Annotated in this window: 15 protein-coding genes, 1 tRNA gene and 1 other RNA gene; 13 read left to right on the top strand and 4 right to left on the bottom strand. The window is 67.4% G+C overall.

Annotated features, from left to right (window positions below; genetic code table 11):
- Window positions 1-24: 24 nt before the first annotated feature.
- Window positions 25-753 carry an Rv3717 family N-acetylmuramoyl-L-alanine amidase gene (locus ACWEFV_RS27940; RefSeq protein WP_167858209.1) on the top strand — a complete coding sequence of 243 codons (729 nt, stop codon included), beginning with the start codon at window positions 25-27 and terminating at the stop codon, window positions 751-753.
- A gap of 24 nt (window positions 754-777) precedes the next feature.
- On the opposite strand, the gene ACWEFV_RS27935 is transcribed toward ACWEFV_RS27940, so the two are convergent.
- A complete protein-coding gene (locus ACWEFV_RS27935) occupies window positions 778-1,218 on the bottom strand; it encodes an SRPBCC family protein (protein WP_135459321.1) in 441 nt (146 codons plus the stop codon).
- Between the two features lie 65 nt (window positions 1,219-1,283).
- Between ACWEFV_RS27935 and ACWEFV_RS27930 the strand changes: the two genes are divergently transcribed.
- The 4 genes from ACWEFV_RS27930 (at window position 1,284) to ACWEFV_RS27915 (ending at window position 5,802) form a co-directional block, all read left to right on the top strand.
- Window positions 1,284-2,675 carry an FAD-binding oxidoreductase gene (locus ACWEFV_RS27930; protein ID WP_450072551.1) on the top strand — a complete coding sequence of 464 codons (1,392 nt, stop codon included), beginning with the start codon at window positions 1,284-1,286 and terminating at the stop codon, window positions 2,673-2,675.
- Window positions 2,676-2,688: 13 nt separating this feature from the next.
- Entirely contained in the window at window positions 2,689-4,002 is a 1,314-nt protein-coding gene (locus tag ACWEFV_RS27925) for a class I SAM-dependent methyltransferase (RefSeq protein ID WP_450072550.1), read from the top strand.
- An 86-nt stretch (window positions 4,003-4,088) separates the two neighbouring features.
- A complete protein-coding gene (locus ACWEFV_RS27920; protein ID WP_450072549.1) occupies window positions 4,089-4,838 on the top strand; it encodes an SDR family oxidoreductase in 750 nt (249 codons plus the stop codon).
- Between the two features lie 34 nt (window positions 4,839-4,872).
- On the top strand, window positions 4,873-5,802 hold the full coding sequence (locus tag ACWEFV_RS27915; protein ID WP_450072548.1) for an AraC family transcriptional regulator: 930 nt from the start codon (window positions 4,873-4,875) through the stop codon (window positions 5,800-5,802).
- A gap of 6 nt (window positions 5,803-5,808) precedes the next feature.
- Here ACWEFV_RS27915 and ACWEFV_RS27910 read toward each other — a convergent pair whose 3' ends face one another.
- On the bottom strand, window positions 5,809-7,920 hold the full coding sequence (locus ACWEFV_RS27910; protein WP_450072547.1) for a DNA polymerase III subunits gamma/tau: 2,112 nt from the start codon (window positions 7,918-7,920) through the stop codon (window positions 5,809-5,811).
- A gap of 80 nt (window positions 7,921-8,000) precedes the next feature.
- On the opposite strand from ACWEFV_RS27910, the gene ACWEFV_RS27905 reads away from it, so the two are divergent.
- The gene (locus tag ACWEFV_RS27905; RefSeq protein ID WP_450072546.1) at window positions 8,001-8,648 is read left to right on the top strand and encodes an MmpS family transport accessory protein; all 648 of its coding nucleotides are present in this window, start codon (window positions 8,001-8,003) and stop codon (window positions 8,646-8,648) included.
- 21 nt (window positions 8,649-8,669) lie between these two features.
- Here the strand turns inward: ACWEFV_RS27905 and ACWEFV_RS27900 are convergent, their stop codons facing one another.
- Together ACWEFV_RS27900 and ffs are read right to left on the bottom strand one after the other, a co-directional pair.
- On the bottom strand, window positions 8,670-9,953 hold the full coding sequence (locus ACWEFV_RS27900; protein WP_450072545.1) for an aminotransferase class I/II-fold pyridoxal phosphate-dependent enzyme: 1,284 nt from the start codon (window positions 9,951-9,953) through the stop codon (window positions 8,670-8,672).
- A gap of 35 nt (window positions 9,954-9,988) precedes the next feature.
- An RNA gene (gene ffs / locus ACWEFV_RS27895) (signal recognition particle sRNA small type) lies at window positions 9,989-10,083 on the bottom strand.
- Window positions 10,084-10,153: 70 nt separating this feature from the next.
- Here ffs and ACWEFV_RS27890 point away from each other — a divergent pair.
- From ACWEFV_RS27890 to ACWEFV_RS27860, 7 genes are all read left to right on the top strand, one after another.
- A tRNA-Ser gene (locus ACWEFV_RS27890) sits at window positions 10,154-10,239 on the top strand.
- 83 nt (window positions 10,240-10,322) lie between these two features.
- Window positions 10,323-11,084: a hypothetical protein gene (locus tag ACWEFV_RS27885; RefSeq protein ID WP_450072544.1), complete on the top strand. Its 762-nt coding sequence runs from the start codon at window positions 10,323-10,325 to the stop codon at window positions 11,082-11,084.
- Window positions 11,085-11,136: 52 nt separating this feature from the next.
- On the top strand, window positions 11,137-12,159 hold the full coding sequence (locus ACWEFV_RS27880; RefSeq protein ID WP_135459335.1) for a S1C family serine protease: 1,023 nt from the start codon (window positions 11,137-11,139) through the stop codon (window positions 12,157-12,159).
- A 3-nt stretch (window positions 12,160-12,162) separates the two neighbouring features.
- Complete coding sequence (locus ACWEFV_RS27875; RefSeq protein ID WP_450072543.1) at window positions 12,163-13,698, top strand: PucR family transcriptional regulator; 1,536 nt, start codon at window positions 12,163-12,165, stop codon at window positions 13,696-13,698.
- 74 nt (window positions 13,699-13,772) lie between these two features.
- Window positions 13,773-15,023 (top strand): NAD(P)/FAD-dependent oxidoreductase, encoded by a 1,251-nt coding sequence (locus tag ACWEFV_RS27870; protein WP_450072542.1) that lies wholly within the window; start codon window positions 13,773-13,775, stop codon window positions 15,021-15,023.
- Window positions 15,024-15,120: 97 nt separating this feature from the next.
- Entirely contained in the window at window positions 15,121-15,585 is a 465-nt protein-coding gene (locus ACWEFV_RS27865) for a GreA/GreB family elongation factor (RefSeq protein WP_450072541.1), read from the top strand.
- 25 nt (window positions 15,586-15,610) lie between these two features.
- Entirely contained in the window at window positions 15,611-16,186 is a 576-nt protein-coding gene (locus tag ACWEFV_RS27860) for a TetR/AcrR family transcriptional regulator (RefSeq protein ID WP_135459339.1), read from the top strand.
- Window positions 16,187-16,249 lie beyond the last annotated feature (63 nt).

The raw sequence follows: 16,249 nt of genomic DNA, 5'->3' as shown, positions 1-16,249 counted from the left end.
GCCTGCGTGCGTGTCGGCACCGCGATGGTCAGCAGCGTGTTCATCGCCGCGGCTGTCCCGGCGATCGTCGACGCTCCCCACGCCAACGCCGCTCCCTCGAACATCGCCGGCATGATCGTGTTCCTCGATCCCGGCCACAACGGCGCCAACGACGCGTCGATCAGCCGCCAGGTGCCCACCGGCCGCGGCGGCACCAAGGACTGCCAGGCCAGCGGCACCTCCACCGCGGACGGGTACCCCGAGCACACCTTCACCTGGGACACCACTCTGCGGGTACGCGCCATCCTGAACCAGATGGGTGTGCGCACCGCCATGTCGCGCGGCAACGACAACGCGCTGGGGCCGTGCGTCGACGAACGAGCTTCGATGGCCAACGCCCTGCGGCCCAACGCCATCGTGTCCATCCACGCCGACGGCGGCCCGCCCAACGGCCGCGGCTTCCACGTGCTCTACTCGTCGCCGCCACTGAACAACGTGCAGGCCGGGCCGTCGGTGCAGTTCGCCCAGACCATGCGCGATCAGCTTTCGGCGTCGGGCATCCCACCCGCCACCTACATCGGTTCGGGTGGCCTGGACGCCCGCTCGGACATCGCCGGGCTCAACCTGGCGCAGTTCCCGTCGATCCTCGTCGAGTGCGGCAACATGAAGAACCCGGTCGACTCGGCACTGATGAAGACTCCGGACGGCCAGCAGAAGTATGCCGAGGCAATCGCCCGGGGTGTCGCCGCCTATCTGGGCAGCCAGCAGCGATAGCTCGCCGCCCCAGATGGTCAGGCGCTACGCGCCCTCCACTTCCTTCTTCAGGTTGGCCAGCAGCTCGTCCTGGATCTTGCGCAGGCCAAGCGGCGCGAAAGTCTTCTCGAAGAAGCCCTTGACCCCGCCGGCACCGGTCCAGCTGGTCTTGAGGTTGACCGACGATCCGGCGCCCGCGGGGGCGACGGTCCAGTTGGTCACCAGGCTGGAGTTGGCGTCCTTCTCGATCACCGTGTGACCGGCCACGTCCACCGACGCCTTGATGTCACGCACCCGGGACTCGGTCGCCTGCAGCTTCCAGCTGGCCACCGTGCCGGCGCCCTGACCACCCTCGAGCACCTGGTAGTCGCGGTAGTGCGAGGAGAGGATCTTCGGGCGCACGGTCTGGTAGTCCGCGATCGCCGCGAACACAGCGGCCGGCTCGGCGTTGATCAGAACCGTGCTGACCGCACTGACCTGTCCCATGACTGAAACTCCTTCAACTCGTGTCTGCGGTCGCATCGTCGGCAACCTCCGACTAGCGTATATGTGTGTCTGTTGTTACGACTGACGCACAAGCTGTCCATGCCCTTGGCGTGCAGCGCCTCCTGGACAGTTACAGCGCCATACCGCCCAATTCGACGGTGCGGCTTGCCAAGCCCACGTCGAACCTGTTCCGTGCGCGAGATCGCAGCGATGTCAAGGGTCTGGACGTATCGGGGTTGACCGATGTGATTGCGGTCGACGCCGAAGCCCGCACCGCCGACGTGGCCGGCATGTGCACCTATGAGGACCTGGTGGCGGCGACGCTGCCACACGGCCTGGCACCGCTGGTGGTACCGCAACTCAAGACCATCACGCTCGGTGGCGCGGTCACCGGGCTCGGCATCGAGTCGACCTCGTTCCGCAACGGTCTGCCACACGAATCGGTGCTGGAGATGGACATTCTCACCGGAACAGGCGAGATCGTCACCGCCTCACCGGAACAGCATTCCGACCTGTTTCGGACATTCCCCAATTCGTATGGCACGCTGGGTTATTCAACCCGGCTGCGGATCGAGCTGGAACCCGTCACACCATTTGTCGCGTTGCGCCACCTGCGCTTTCACTCGTTGACCGAACTCGTCGCCGCGATGGATCGGATCATCGAGACCGGTGGACTCGACGGCGAACCGGTCGATTACCTCGACGGCGTGGTGTTCAGCGCCGACGAGAGCTACCTGTGCGTCGGTTTCAAGACGACGACGCCGGGGCCGGTCAGCGACTACACCGGCCAGGACATCTACTACCGCTCGATCCAGCACGCGCGGGGTGAGAAGCACGACCGGCTGACGATTCACGACTACCTGTGGCGGTGGGACACCGACTGGTTCTGGTGCTCGCGGGCATTCGGCGCGCAGCACCCCACGATCCGGCGGTTCTGGCCACGCCGGCTACGACGCAGCAGCTTCTACTGGAAACTCATCGGCTACGACCAGCGGTTCAACATCGCCGACCGGATCGAAAAGCGCAACGGACGCCCACCCCGCGAGCGGGTGGTACAGGACATCGAGGTGCCCATCGAGAACTGTGAACGGTTCCTTGCGTGGTTCCTGGAGAACGTGCCGATCGAACCGATCTGGCTGTGCCCACTGCGGTTACGCGATGACGACCGCCATACCGCGGGCTGGCCTCTGTATCCCCTTCGCGCCCACCACACCTACGTCAACGTCGGATTCTGGTCCTCGGTACCGGTCGGCCCGGTGGAAGGCCACACCAACAAGCTGATCGAGACCAAGGTCAGCGAGCTCGACGGACACAAGTCCCTGTATTCCGATTCCTACTACCCGCGTGAGGATTTCGACCAGCTCTACGGCGGAGAGACCTACAAGGCCGTCAAGAAGTCCTACGACCCCGATTCACGCCTGTTTGACCTGTACTCGAAAGCCGTGTTGCGCCGATGAACGGAGAACAGCGATGACCACCTTCAAAGAACACTCGACGCACGCAGGCGATCACAAGCTCAGCCTGGCCGAGATCCTGGAGATCTTCGCCTCCGGCTCGCAGCCACTGAAATTCACCGCCTACGACGGCAGTACCTCCGGCCCCAGCGATGCCACCCTCGGCCTGGACCTCAAGACCCCGCGCGGCACCACGTACCTGGCGACCGCCCCGGGGGATCTGGGCCTGGCCCGCGCCTACGTGTCCGGCGACCTGGACCTGTACGGGGTGCATCCCGGCGACCCGTACCCGCTGCTGTGCGCACTGGCCGAGAAGATGGCGTTCAAGCGTCCGCCCGCACGGGTGCTGGCCAACATCGTCCGGTCCATCGGCATCGAGCATCTCAAGCCCATCGCGCCGCCGCCCCAGGAAGCGCTGCCGCGGTGGCGGCGGGTGGTAGAAGGCTTGCGGCACAGCAAGACCCGCGACGCCGAGGCGATCCATCACCACTACGACGTTTCGAACACGTTCTACGAGTGGGTGCTCGGGCCGTCGATGACCTATACCTGCGCGTGCTACCCGGATGCCGATGCCAGCCTGGAAGAGGCGCAGGACAACAAGTACCGCCTGGTGTTCGAGAAGCTGCGGCTGCAACCCGGCGATCGCCTGCTCGACGTCGGCTGCGGCTGGGGCGGCATGGTGCGATACGCCGCGCGCCACGGTGTCAATGCGCTCGGGGTGACGCTGTCCATGGAGCAGGCCCGGTGGGCGCAGGAGGCCATCGTCAAGGAAGGTCTCGAGGACCTCGCCGAGGTGCGTCACAGCGACTACCGCGACATCGCCGAAACCGGGTTCGACGCGGTGTCCTCGATCGGCCTGACCGAGCACATCGGCGTGCACAACTACCCGTCGTACTTCGGTTTCCTGAAGTCGAAGATGCGTACCGGTGCGCTCCTGCTCAACCACTGCATCACCCGCCATGACAACCGAAGCGGAGCGGCCGCAGGCGGGTTCATCGACCGCTACGTGTTTCCGGACGGCGAGCTGACCGGCTCGGGGCGCATCATCACCGAGGTGCAGGACGTCGGCCTGGAGGTCATGCACGAGGAGAACCTGCGCAACCACTATGCGATGACGCTGCGCGACTGGTGCGCCAACCTGGTCGAGCACTGGGACGAGGCGGTCGCCGAGGTCGGGCTCCCCACCGCCAAGGTGTGGGGCCTGTACATGGCCGGCTCCCGGCTCGGCTTCGAGACGAATGTGGTTCAGCTACACCAGGTTCTGGCCGTCAAACTCGACGACCGCGGCAACGACGGCGGCCTGCCGCTGCGGCCCTGGTGGGCGCCCTAGAACGCCAGCCCCATCAAGACGATCAGTAACGTTTTTCGGACTATTCGTTATTGAACGTCTTGCGAGGACCCCATACCGTTTGAACCATGAAAACGGTTCTCATCACGGGTTGTTCATCAGGGTACGGACTCGAAACCGCCCGTCACTTCCATGCCAACGGCTGGAACGTGATCGCCACGATGCGTACACCGCGCGCCGGGCTACTGCCGGATTCGGACCGAATCCAGCTGGTGGCGTTGGACGTCACCGACCCCGACAGCATCTCGGCGGCGCTCGAAGCCAGTGGCCCGATCGACGTGCTGGTCAACAACGCGGGCATCGGCGTTGTCGGGACCTTCGAGCCCATGCCGATGGAGACGATCCGGGAAGTGTTCGAAACCAACACATTCGGCGTAATGGCCATGACACAGGCTGTGCTGCCGCAGATGCGAACGCGCGGATCCGGGGTGGTGGTCAACGTGACATCGAGCGTGACTCTGACCGCGATGCCGTTGGCCGCGGTGTACACCGCCAGCAAGATGGCGATCGAAGGGTTCACCGCGTCGCTCGCACTCGAGCTCGACGCGGTGAACGTGGCGGCGAAACTTGTCGAACCGGGCTACGGGCCGACGACGAGCTTCACCAGCAACGGCGCAACGCGGATGGACGGACTGATTCCCGAGCCGTATCAGGCGTTCGCCGCGCCGATCCTGGCGGCGTTCGGGCAGGCCACCGTCTTCACGACCGAGTCCGATGTCGCCGAGACCGTCTACCGGGCCGCGACCGACACGACCGGCTGCCTGCGGTTCCCGGCGGGCGCCGACGCGGTGGCGTTGGCCGGCAGCGCGGCAACGTAGACGATCAGCGTCGTGCGGGCGATATCTTGGCGGCATGCCGGCAGACATCGCCCGCAGCTCTGATCCGCTCGAAGCGATCATTCCGTTGCTGCGTCCCCAGGTCGTGCTGTCCAAGGTGGTCAGCGGTGCCGGCGACTGGAGTATCCGCAAGCCGCGCTATGCCGAACCGTCCTTCTGCCTGATGCTCGCGGGGAGTTGTTGGCTCAGCCCGGACGGGATCGATCCCGTCGAACTCTCCGCGGGCGACTTCCTGCTACTGCCCGAGACGCCGAGTTTCGTGATGGCCAGCGATCCGGTGTTGGCACCGACCGACGTAGAGCTCCATCCGACCGCCGACTCCCACTACGGGCCGACGGACGGACCGGGGCCGATGCGGATGCTCGGCGGATACTTCCGCTTCGATCGGGCCAACGCCAGGCTGCTGGTAAAGCTCCTTCCGCCAACGATTCTCATCCGCCACGACGAATCCGGCTCGGACCGCCTGAACCGGATCGTCGAACTCATCACGGACGAGGCGATCGCCCAACGTCCGTGCCGCGAACCGATTCTCGAGCGGCTCGTCGAGGTGCTGCTGATCGAGGCCTGCCGGTTCCGAACCGAACGGCCCACCGCCGGCGAGCACGGACTGATCGCCGGGCTTTCCGATCCTCAGCTCGCCGGTGCCCTGCGAGAGATTCACGACGGCGTCGCCGAGCACTGGACAGTCGAGAAGCTGGCCCGCACCGCGAACATGTCCCGCGCCGTGTTCGCGGAACGTTTCGCGAGCACGATCGGGATGCCACCGATGCAGTACGTGCTGGAGTGGCGGGTAGCGCTGGCCAAGGACATGCTGCAATCCGAACAACTCTCGATCGGCGAGATAGCGACCAGGACCGGCTACCAGTCGGCCAGTGCGTTCACCACCGCGTTCACCCGGGTGACCGGACGCGCTCCACGCGAATACGCCCGCGGCAGCGGGGACTGAGCAGCGTCAGCTCTCGATCTTTCGCGCACCCAACTCGTTCTGAAGCAGCTCCAGCGCGACCTCCTCGGGGTCGCGACGCGGCCCGGCCTCACTCTGCGAGGCCTCGGCGAGCATCTCTTCCTCTTCCTGCTCCGGGGACGACGGCGGTTCAGGATCCGGCTCCGGGTCGGGTTCGGGAATGACACGGCCCGGCCGGGTCGGCACCCTTGGCGGGGGCTTGGCGGCCTTTGACGGGGCGACGGAGGCCGGAGTTTCTGGTTGGCGGACCTCGCACCGGATCTGCCAGTCGACACCCAAGGCATCCTTGAGCGCCTCCCGGATCACTTCGGCGTTGTGTGACTCGGTGATGCGTTTGGCAAGCTGCGGCGAAACATGGGACAAGGCAAGCGTATTGCCGTCGAGCGCCATCACCATGACATCGTTGATCATCGCGTCGAGCGTCTTGCTGCGGACGCGAACCTTGGATCGGATTTCCGCCCACGCGTTACGTACGGCGGTCGTGTCCAGCGCACCGGGCGCAGCCACCGGCGCGGGCTCGGATTCGGGCGCACGTTCCGGTGGGAGATCTGGCTCGAACTCGGGCTCGGGCGGCAGGGGAATTTCGGGCTCGGAGTCCGCAGCAGGTGGTGGTGGCGGCGGCGCAGCCACCGGTTCCGGCACGGCTGCCGGTTCGGGCACGGCTGCCGGTTCGGGCACGGCTGCCGGTTCCGGCGCGGCTGCCGGTTCCGGCGCGGCTGCCGGTTCCGGCGCGGCTGCTGGCGTAGGAGCGGGCGCAGGCGGTGGTGCGGGTGTCGGGGCAGCTTCCGGTTCCCGAGCAGCCTGACTACGACGGGTGAACGTCTTGGTCGGCTCCGCAGCGGACGGGGCCGCTGGGTCGGCGGTCGGGGCGGCGGGCCTGGCGGCCGAAGCCGGGGGCGACGGCGAAGTCGACATTTCCCCGGCCGGGATTGACATATCCAGCCGGTTCTCGATGCGTTCGATGCGCTGCAGGAACGCCGATTCGGTGTCATGCGCCGAGGGCAGCAACAACCGGGCACACACCACTTCCAACAGCAACCGAGGCGCGGTCGCACCGCGCATCTCGCCGAGGCCGGCGTGCACCACCTCCGCGTACCGGGTCAACGTGCCCGCGCCTATATGGGCCGCCTGCTCCCGCATCCGTTCCAGCACGTCGTCGGGCGCGTCCACGACACCGCGGGTGACCGCGTCGGGAACAGCCTGCAGCACGATCAGGTCGCGGAAGCGTTCCAGCAGATCGGTGGCGAACCGCCGCGGATCATGACCGGCGTCGATCACCGCTTCCACCGCACCGAACAGCGCGGCCGCATCCCCGGCCGCCAGCGCCTCGACCGCATCGTCGATGAGCGCCATGTCGGTGGCACCGAGAAGCGCGAGCGCCCGCTGATAGGTGATGTGGTTACCGTCGGCGCCCTGTTGGGAGCCGGCCAGCAGCTGATCGAGCACCGACAGCGTGTCGCGGGGTGAGCCGCCGCCGGCTCGGATGACCAACGGATACACCGCGTCGTCGACGTTGACGTTCTCTTCGGCGCAGATGCGTTCGAGCAGTGGGCGCATGGTGCGCGGGGCCAGCAGCCGGAACGGGTAGTGGTGGGTACGCGACCGGATGGTCGGCAGCACCTTCTCCGGTTCGGTGGTGGCGAACACGAAGATCAGGTGCTCGGGCGGCTCCTCGACGATCTTGAGCAGCGCGTTGAAACCGGCCGTGGTGACCATGTGCGCTTCGTCGATGATGAAGATGCGGTACCGCGATTGCGCGGGGGTGAAGAACGCGCGATCGCGCAGTTCGCGGGTGTCATCGACGCCACCGTGGCTGGCCGCGTCGAGTTCGGTGACGTCAAGGTTGCCCGAGCCGTTCGGCGCCAGCGCGACGCACGAATCGCACACGCCGCACGGTGTGGGCGTGGGCCCCTGCTCACAGTTCAGCGAACGGGCCAGGATGCGCGCCGAGGACGTCTTGCCGCATCCGCGCGGCCCGGAGAACAGGTAGGCGTGGTTGATCCGCCCTGCTGTCAGCGCAGTAGATAGCGGCTCGGTGACATGTTCCTGGCCAACGACTTCCGCGAAGCTTGCTGGCCGGTATTTGCGGTAAAGAGCCACGGGAGAAGGCTACCGACTCGCTCTGACGCAGCGTGTCGGCGCCTGCCCGCCCGGCGTTGTTACGCTCACCCCCATCGTCGATGCCCTTGGGGGGGATTCCAGTGAGCTACCCGCAGCCGCCCTATGTGCAACCGCCGTACGGCTACCCGATGCCGCCGACCGGGTACCCACCGGCCCCGCCGCCAACCAACAGCACAGCGATCGCTGCCCTCGTCTTCTCGCTGCTCATCTCGCCCGTCGGGCTCGTCCTCGGCTATGTCGCCCGTGGTCAGATCCGGCGCAACCACGAGGGCGGCGCCGGCCTGGCCATGGCTGCCATCATCATCGGCTGGATATGCACGCTGGCCTCGATCGCGATCGTGGGCGGCATGATCGTCGTGAGCGCGACCCGCACCGACACCTCCCCCGGTGCCGCTTCGGCCGGGACCAAGTCCAAGCACCCCGAGACGGGCATCCGCCAGCGGATCACTTACGAGGTCTGGGGCAACGGTTCCTCCGTCGACATCAACTACCTCGATCAGGACGCCACTCCGCAGCGCATCGACGGCGCGGCCCTGCCGTGGACGCTGACGCTGGAGTCCACCGGCCCCTCGGTCCTCCCCAACATCGTGGCCCAGAGCGACGGTGACTCAATCGGCTGCCGAATCACCATCGACGACAAGATCAAGGATGAGCGAACCAGCGACGGCGCCCACGCCCAGACCTTCTGCCTGGTGAAGCCCGGATAGTCTGCCGCGGCTTCGACCCCCCTAGTCGTCCAGCAGTGACTCGGTCGCCGCCAGCAGCGCGCAGGTGGCCAGGCCGTCGATCGCCTCACGCACGTCGGACAGCGACGGGAACGTCGGCGCGATGCGGATGTTCTTGTCCTCGGGGTCCTTGCGGTACGGGAAGGCCGAACCCGCCTCGGTGACCGCGATCCCGGCGTCCTTGGCCAGCGCGACGGTCCGCCTGGCAGTGCCGGGCCACACGTCGAGACTCACGAAGTAGCCGCCCTTCGGGTCGGTCCACGACGCGATCTTCGACTCCCCCAACCGGTCCTCAAGGATCTCGGCGACCAGGGCGAATTTGGGGGCGATCAGCTCGCGTTGGCGCTGCATCTGCAGGCGCACGCCGTCGGCGTCGCCGAAGAAGCGACTGTGGCGCAGCTGGTTGATCTTGTCCGGCCCGATCGTCTTCTTGCCCGCGTGCTGCAGGTACCAGGCGATGTTGCCCAGCGAGCCGCCCAGGAAGCTGACCCCCGCCCCGGCGAAGGTGATCTTGGAGGTCGAGGCGAATACCAGCGGACGGTTCGGGTTGCCGGCCGCTTCGGCCAGGCCCAGCACGTCGACCTGACGGATGAACTCGCCGGTCAGGGTGTGAACCGCGTAGGCGTTGTCCCACATCAACCGGAAATCGTTTGCTGCCGTTTGCATTTGGACGAGGCGCCGGACAACTTCCCAGGAATAGGTGGCCCCGGTGGGATTGCCGTACACCGGAACGCACCACATGCCCTTGATCGCCGGGTCGGCCGCGACGAGTTCCTCGATCAGGTCGACGTCGGGACCGTCCTCGCGCATCGGCACCGCGATCATCTCGATTCCCAAGGACTCGGTGATCGCGAAGTGGCGGTCGTAGCCGGGCGACGGGCAGAGAAATTTGATGACGGGTTCTTGCACCCAGGGCCGCACCGAGTCCACCCCGCCGTACAGCAGCGAGAACACGATGGCGTCGTGCATCATCTCCAGGCTCGCGTTGTTGCCCGCAATGAGGTTCTGCACCGGGATTCCGAGCAGCTCGCCGAAGATCTCCCGGAGTTCGGGCAGACCGTGCAGGCCGCCGTAGTTGCGGGTATCGGTGCCTTCGCGGTCACGGAAGGAGTCTTTTTCCGAGCCGGGCAGCGACAGCAGCGCGTTGGACAGGTCCAACTGCTCGGGGGCCGGCTTGCCGCGGGTCAGGTCCAGGTTCAGCTTTTTGGCCTGGAGCTCTGCGTAGTTGCGCTGTTGGAGTTCGTGCTGCGCGAGCAGATCGTCGCGGCCGAGGGACTGGAACGACACCGCGCGCCTTTCACAGAAGCTGAATGAACTGGAACGTAAGGGGACCCCGCGCACCCGCCAGAGCCCATTGACCCTTGCTGCCTTCCGGCCCTGGGGGAGTTCACAGGATGGACGCCGCGCGGGGTCCACAGCGAGTGTAATACCCGCCCCTATCCCCGGCGCGTACGGGACCGGTCCGGGCGTCAGTTAGGATTGCCGACGGAGGATTCGCCTAGTGGCCTATGGCGCTCGCCTGGAACGCGGGTTGGGTTAACAGCCCTCAGGGGTTCAAATCCCCTATCCTCCGCGCTCGGGTCCGGGGTGCGAACTGCTGAATCAACCCTGATCAGCAGTTCGCACCCCGGCCCAATTAAGTACCCGAGGAGGAGTATGGGCCGCACCGTCGCGGTGATCTGGCACGTGTCGTTTTCGATCGTGGCCGCCGGCCTGTTCTTCTTCTTCGTTCTTCCGCGATGGCCCGAACTGATGGGTCAGACCTCGCCGACGCTCGGGCTGATCCTGCGCATCGTCACCGGGGTGCTGATCGGTCTCGCGGCCCTGCCCGTGGTGTTCACCCTGCAGCGGACCAAGCGTCCCGAGTTGGCCACCCCGGAGTTGGCGCTGCGCCTGCGGACCGCCTCGATCTCCCTGCACGTCGCGGCGGCAGTGCTGATCGTCGGCACCGCGGTCTCCGAGATCTGGTTGTCACTGGACAGCTTCGGACCGTGGCTGTTCGGGATATACGGCGCCGCCGCAGCGATCGCCCTGCTCGGCATCTTCAGCTTCTACCTGGCGTTTGTCGCCGAACTGCCGCCCCCGCCGCCGAAGCCGGTCAAGACCCGCGAGAAGGCCGAGCGCCGCGGGCGCACGAAGGCCGGCGCCGAGGCCGAGGCTGATACCGATGAGGCTGCCGACGCGGACGAGGTCGAGGAGACCGAAGAGGCTCCCGCAGCTGACGCTGACGCAGAAGAGACCGAGGCTGAGCCAGAGGCTGAAGAAGGCGAAGCTTCCGAAGAGGCCGAAGAGGCCGAAGAGGCCACCGAGGACGAGGAGCCGGCAGGCGCATCTCTGCGTAACCGGCGGCCGTCCAGCAAGAGCGGCACCAAGCGGCGGGGCTTGCGCTCGCGCGGCGAAGTCGCCACCGAAGACTGACACACACACCAATCGCGTCGACATCGGGTTCTTGCCCAGCCAAGATGGGTACATGAGCAAAGTGGGCTCACATTCGTTCAAAGTGATTGTCGCGGCGGCCCTTGCCGCCGCGGCTGCCGTCGTCGCCCCGTCAGCACCTGCCGGTGCCGCACCCGGTGACCCGGAGGCCGTGGCCACCCAGATCGAACCATCGGTGGCGCGCATCGACACCCGAGTGGATTACCAGCAGGCCTACGGCATCGGCACCGGCATCGTGCTGTCCCCGAGCGGCGAGGTGCTGACCAACTATCACGTCGTCCAAGGGGCCAACTCGATCAGCGCCACGGTCGGCGGCCAGAGTTTCCCCGCCGACCTGGTCGGCTACGACCGTCAGAACGACATCGCGGTGCTGCAGCTGCACGGAGCAGCCGGGCTGCCACCGGCCCCGATCGGCGATTCGAGGGTGCTGGCACCGGGTCAGCCGGTGGTCGCACTCGGCAATGCCGGGGGCAGCGGCGCGCCGCTGACCCGCGAGATCGGCACCGTCAGCGCGTTCAACCGGACCGTCAACGCCGAAGACGAGCTGACCGGCACCAGCGATGAGATCAACGGGCTGTTCGAGTTCGCCGCACCGGTACGCGCCGGCGATTCAGGTGGCCCGGTCGTCAACGATGCCGGCCAGGTCGTCGGCATGACGACAGCCGCGTCGGTGAACTTCCGAATGGGTCCCGGCGGCAAGGGATTCGCGATCCCGATCAATGACGCGATGGGCATCGCCGGACAGATCCGCGCCCGCATCCCGTCACCCTCGGTGCACATCGGACCGCCGACCATGCTCGGCGTCGGGGTGCGCACCGCACAGCGCCAGAACGGCGGCGTGATCGTCCAGGACGTCATTCCCGGCGGTCCGGCAGAAGCGGCCGGCCTGATCCCGGGCGATCTGCTCACCAACATCGAGGGAGCCCGGCTGGATTCGGCCCGCACCCTGACGCTGGTTCTCGATCAGCACTACCCGGGCGACGTCGTGGGCCTGACGTGGCTGGACCAGGCCGGCCAGCAACGCACCGGCAAGGCCACGCTCGCCGCTGGGCCGTAATCCGTGGTCACACTGGACCGCCTGATCAACGTCTTGGGCGGCTACGGGGTGCGGCTGCGCGCCCCGGCAAATGGAACCTCCCCGGCGCCGCGCTCGACCGAGTTGCGCAGCGTCGTGATGCACGAACCCGGCCAGGTGATCGGCGACGTCCTGCTGGCGGTCGGGGCCTCCTCGGTCGCCGAGGCGGTGCAGTGGGCCTCGGCGGCGCGCGCCGTGGTGGTGCTGGTTCGCGGTGCGCACACCCCCGACGACGACGAGCCGGTCGCCGACGACCGCATCGCGGTGATGACGGTGGAACCCGAAGTCTCCTGGAGCGAGCTGGCGGCCGTGGTCTACGGCGTGGTACTGGAGGGCCGGGAGACCGAATCCGGGCGCGGCCCAACCGATTTGTTCGCGCTGGCCGACAGCCTGGCCGATGCGGTGGGCGGCTCGGTCACCATCGAGGACCGGCGCAGTTCGGTGCTGGCGTACTCGCGGCTGCAACAGCACGCCGATCCGGCCCGCGCCGAGACGATCCTGAGCCGCGGGGCACCGGAACGGCTCCGCGCCCTGTTCGAAGCCCGCGGGGTGTTCCGGCATCTGGCCGAATCCGACGAGCCGATATTCGTCGAAGGCGACGACGAACGCGGCCTGACTGGCCGGATGGTGGTGGCCGCCCGTGCCGGTCGCGAACTACTCGGCTCGATCTGGGTGACGTGTGCCGAGCCGTTGCCCGACGCGCGCCGGGCTGCACTGGCCGACGGCGCTCGCATGGTCGCCCTGCACCTACTGCGTTCACGCGCCAGCGCCGACCTGGAACGTCAGGTGGAGTCGGAACTCGTCATCCGCCTACTCGAGGGTGCCGCCGACGCCACCACGGCGGCCAGCCGGCTCGGTCTGCCGCAGACGCCGCTCCGCGTGATCGCGCTGCGGGCCCAGACCACCGACGAGCGGCACGCCGCGCTGCTGCTGGCATTCGAGCGAGCGACCGCCGGCTTCGGCTGGTCACGTCCCGGCCGCAGCGCCCTGGCCGGCAACACCGTCTACACCGTGCTGCCCGGCGCCGAGGCCGAGGCCGCCAGCAACTGGGTGACGGGATTACGCGCCGCGCTGCCCGAGCGGGTGACCGTACTGGCCGGGATCAGTGGTCCCGCCATCGCTGCTGAGCTGGCGCTGGCCCGCAGCGAGGCCGACGAGTGCCTGGCGTTGCACGAAGTGCGGCGTGAGGGTCCGGCGCCGGTCTACGACGAGGCCTGGGACGAGATCCTGCTGCAACGGCTTCGGATCGCGGCCCGCTCCGGCCGTGCCCCGCAGCGCGGTCCGGTCGCCGAGTTGCGGGCCCACGACCAGGCCCACGGCACGCAGTACGCGGGGACGCTACGGGCCTGGCTGGAGGCCCAGGGCGATCTGGCCGAGGCCGGCCGCGCACTCGGCGTCCACGAGAACACCGTGCGCTACCGGCTGCGCAAGATGGTCGAGCTGACCCAGCTCGACCTGGACGACGCCCGCAAGCGGTTGGCGATGATGATCGAACTGGCCGCCACTGAAGAATTGTCGTAGTTCGACAATCACACCCCTACTGTTTGTCGAGATCCTGCAAACGCGAAACGCCTGGTCGGCCTCACCATGGGGGCATGGATGGGCTGGAGCGTATTGACGGCGGACCGCGATCAGCGGTCGTCGTGGGTGCGGGCATCGTCGGCCTGTCCACGGCATGGTTTCTGCAGGAACGCGGGGTCGAGGTCACCGTTGTCGACCGCCGCGGCGTGGCGGCAGGCGCGTCGTGGGGCAATGCCGGCTGGGTTTCTCCGACGCTGACCATCCCGCTCAACGACCCGGCCGTGCTGCGCGATGGCCTGCGGTCACTGTTCGATCCGACCGCGCCCCTGCATATCCCGCTGACCTCGGGGCCCCGACTGCTGGCATTCCTGGCCCGGTTCGCCATGAATTGCCGGCTCTCGACGTGGACCAGGGTCGCGAAAGCCAATGTGCCGCTCAACGAGGAGTGCCTCGAGGCTTACGACGTACTGACATCCAACGGGGTATCGGTACCCACCACCGACGGCCCGATCACGGCACTGTTCGAAACCGCCCAACAGGCCGAACATCTCATGACCGAGCTGCGCCGGATGGCCGCGGTCGGACAGACCGTGACCGTGACCGGCCTGTCCGGTGAAACGCTGCGCCAGCATGTGCCGGTGGCATCGGCGGCGATCACCGCGGGCATCAACGTGGAGGGCCAGCGCTTCGTGGACCCGGGCCGGTTCGTGCAGGCCCTCGGCGATGCCGTCGTCGACAGGGGCGCCGAGTTGGTCATCGGCGAGGTCACCGACGTTCGGGCCGAGGGCGCCGGCGTGAACGTGGATATGGCGGATCGTTCCCTGTGGGCCGACACCGCGGTGATCGCCACCGGCGCATGGCTGTCGAAACTGGCCAAGCCCTGGGTCCGCACGCCGGTGCAGGCGGGACGCGGCTACTCGTTCACAGTGCCGGTCCACCACCCGATTCTCGGGCCCATCTACCTGCCTGACGCGCGCGTGGCCTGCACGCCGTACCAGGGCGGGCTTCGGGTGGCCGGAACCATGGAATTCCGTTCCCCCGACGATCCGCTGCAACCGCCCCGGGTCGACGCGATCGTCGCTTCCGCTGCCCCACTGCTCGACGGCGTGGACTGGGAGGCCCGCACCGACGTCTGGGTGGGCCCGCGTCCGGTCACCCCGGACGGGCGCCCGCTGATCGGTGAAGTGGCACAAGGCATCTACGTGGCGGGTGGCCACGGCATGTGGGGCCTGGCCCACGGCCCGGTCACCGGCCGGCTACTTGCCGAACACATCACCACCGGAAAACAACCCGAAGCCTTACGGGAATTCGACCCGCTGCGCTGACGGCCCACGACATTGCCCTGACGGGCCAACAAGCCGTCAGGGGCGGCGCGCAAGCCCGCCCCTGACGGCATATCCGCCTCATCGGAAGGAAACCACAATGACTGTCAGCCAACGTATTTGGTTGTCCCCACAGGCCTACGAGCGCCTGCAGACCGAGTTGTCGGCGCTGCGGGACCTGATCTCGACCGAAGCCCCGTCCGACTCGGACGAGAACCAAGTGGCTGTCCAGCGGGCCCGCCAGACCCGCATCCAGCAGATCCATGATCAGCTGCTCAACGCTGTGGTGGGCGAGACGCCGCCCGACGACGGGGTGGCCGAGCCGGGCATGGTGCTGACCGTGCGCTACGACGAGACCAACGAGGTCGAGACGTTCCTGCTGGGCATCCGCGGCGCCGAATACGGCGATCTGGAGGTCTATTCGGTGAACTCACCGCTTGGTGAGGCCATCGTCGGCGCGCGCCCCGGCGAGCAGCGCCACTACCCGGTACCCAGCGGCGAGGCTGTGCCCGTCACCCTGATCAGGGCGGTGCCGTTCGGGATGCACCTGTCAACCGCGGGGTAGGGTGCGCGCGCCTTACTCTGTCCGAATGGCAGGCGAACGCAAGGGCACGCCCGGCAGCTTGACCGCCGATGACTGGATCCAGGCCGGGTACGCCCTGCTCGCCTCCGACGGGATGCGGGCGCTGAAGATCGAGCGGCTCTGCGAGCAGATCGGCGCCACCAGGGGCAGCTTCTACTGGCACTTCACCGACATGAAGGGCTACCGGGCCGCCCTGGTGGCGTCGTGGAATGCGTTCCTGGAGCAGGACCGTCGCTCGCTGGCCGAACTCGAAGATCTGCCGCCGCGCGAACGGCTGTCGCAAATGATGAAGCAACTGCTCAGCCCGCAGCATTGGACCTTGGAACGCGCGATGCGGGAGTGGGCCAGGTCCGACGACGTCGCCGCGGCCAACGTGCGGGCGGCCGATCACCGGGTCCTGGTCGCCGTCACGAAGGCCTACCTCGACTACGGGTTCAGCCCCGAGGACGCGGCCCTGCGCGGCCAGGCCACTTTCGCGACGGGTATCGGGGTGCTGCATCTCATGGACTCAGCCGATGCCCTGACCGCCGCCGACCGCTCCGAACGATTCCTGGACCTCATGCTGGGGACACCCACGGCCTGAGGTCCACTACTTGGGATTCCCATCCTCGTCCCAGTTCTCGGCGACCTTCTTGCTCGGCTGCAC

It is taken from the genome of Mycobacterium sp. NPDC004974, from assembly GCF_053600815.1.
Note: the sequence above shows the minus strand (reverse complement) of the source record. Positions and strands in the feature narration are given on the sequence as shown.

Coding starts and splice junctions, on each gene's coding strand:
- ACWEFV_RS27940 (WP_167858209.1), top strand. CDS start 25: ATGGTCAGCAGCGTGTTCATCGCCGCGGCTGTCCCGGCGATCGTCGAC.
- ACWEFV_RS27935 (WP_135459321.1), bottom strand. CDS start 1,218: ATGGGACAGGTCAGTGCGGTCAGCACGGTTCTGATCAACGCCGAGCCG.
- ACWEFV_RS27925 (WP_450072550.1), top strand. CDS start 2,689: ATGACCACCTTCAAAGAACACTCGACGCACGCAGGCGATCACAAGCTC.
- ACWEFV_RS27920 (WP_450072549.1), top strand. CDS start 4,089: ATGAAAACGGTTCTCATCACGGGTTGTTCATCAGGGTACGGACTCGAA.
- ACWEFV_RS27915 (WP_450072548.1), top strand. CDS start 4,873: ATGCCGGCAGACATCGCCCGCAGCTCTGATCCGCTCGAAGCGATCATT.
- ACWEFV_RS27905 (WP_450072546.1), top strand. CDS start 8,001: ATGCCCTTGGGGGGGATTCCAGTGAGCTACCCGCAGCCGCCCTATGTG.
- ACWEFV_RS27885 (WP_450072544.1), top strand. CDS start 10,323: ATGGGCCGCACCGTCGCGGTGATCTGGCACGTGTCGTTTTCGATCGTG.
- ACWEFV_RS27880 (WP_135459335.1), top strand. CDS start 11,137: ATGAGCAAAGTGGGCTCACATTCGTTCAAAGTGATTGTCGCGGCGGCC.
- ACWEFV_RS27870 (WP_450072542.1), top strand. CDS start 13,773: ATGGATGGGCTGGAGCGTATTGACGGCGGACCGCGATCAGCGGTCGTC.
- ACWEFV_RS27865 (WP_450072541.1), top strand. CDS start 15,121: ATGACTGTCAGCCAACGTATTTGGTTGTCCCCACAGGCCTACGAGCGC.
- ACWEFV_RS27860 (WP_135459339.1), top strand. CDS start 15,611: ATGGCAGGCGAACGCAAGGGCACGCCCGGCAGCTTGACCGCCGATGAC.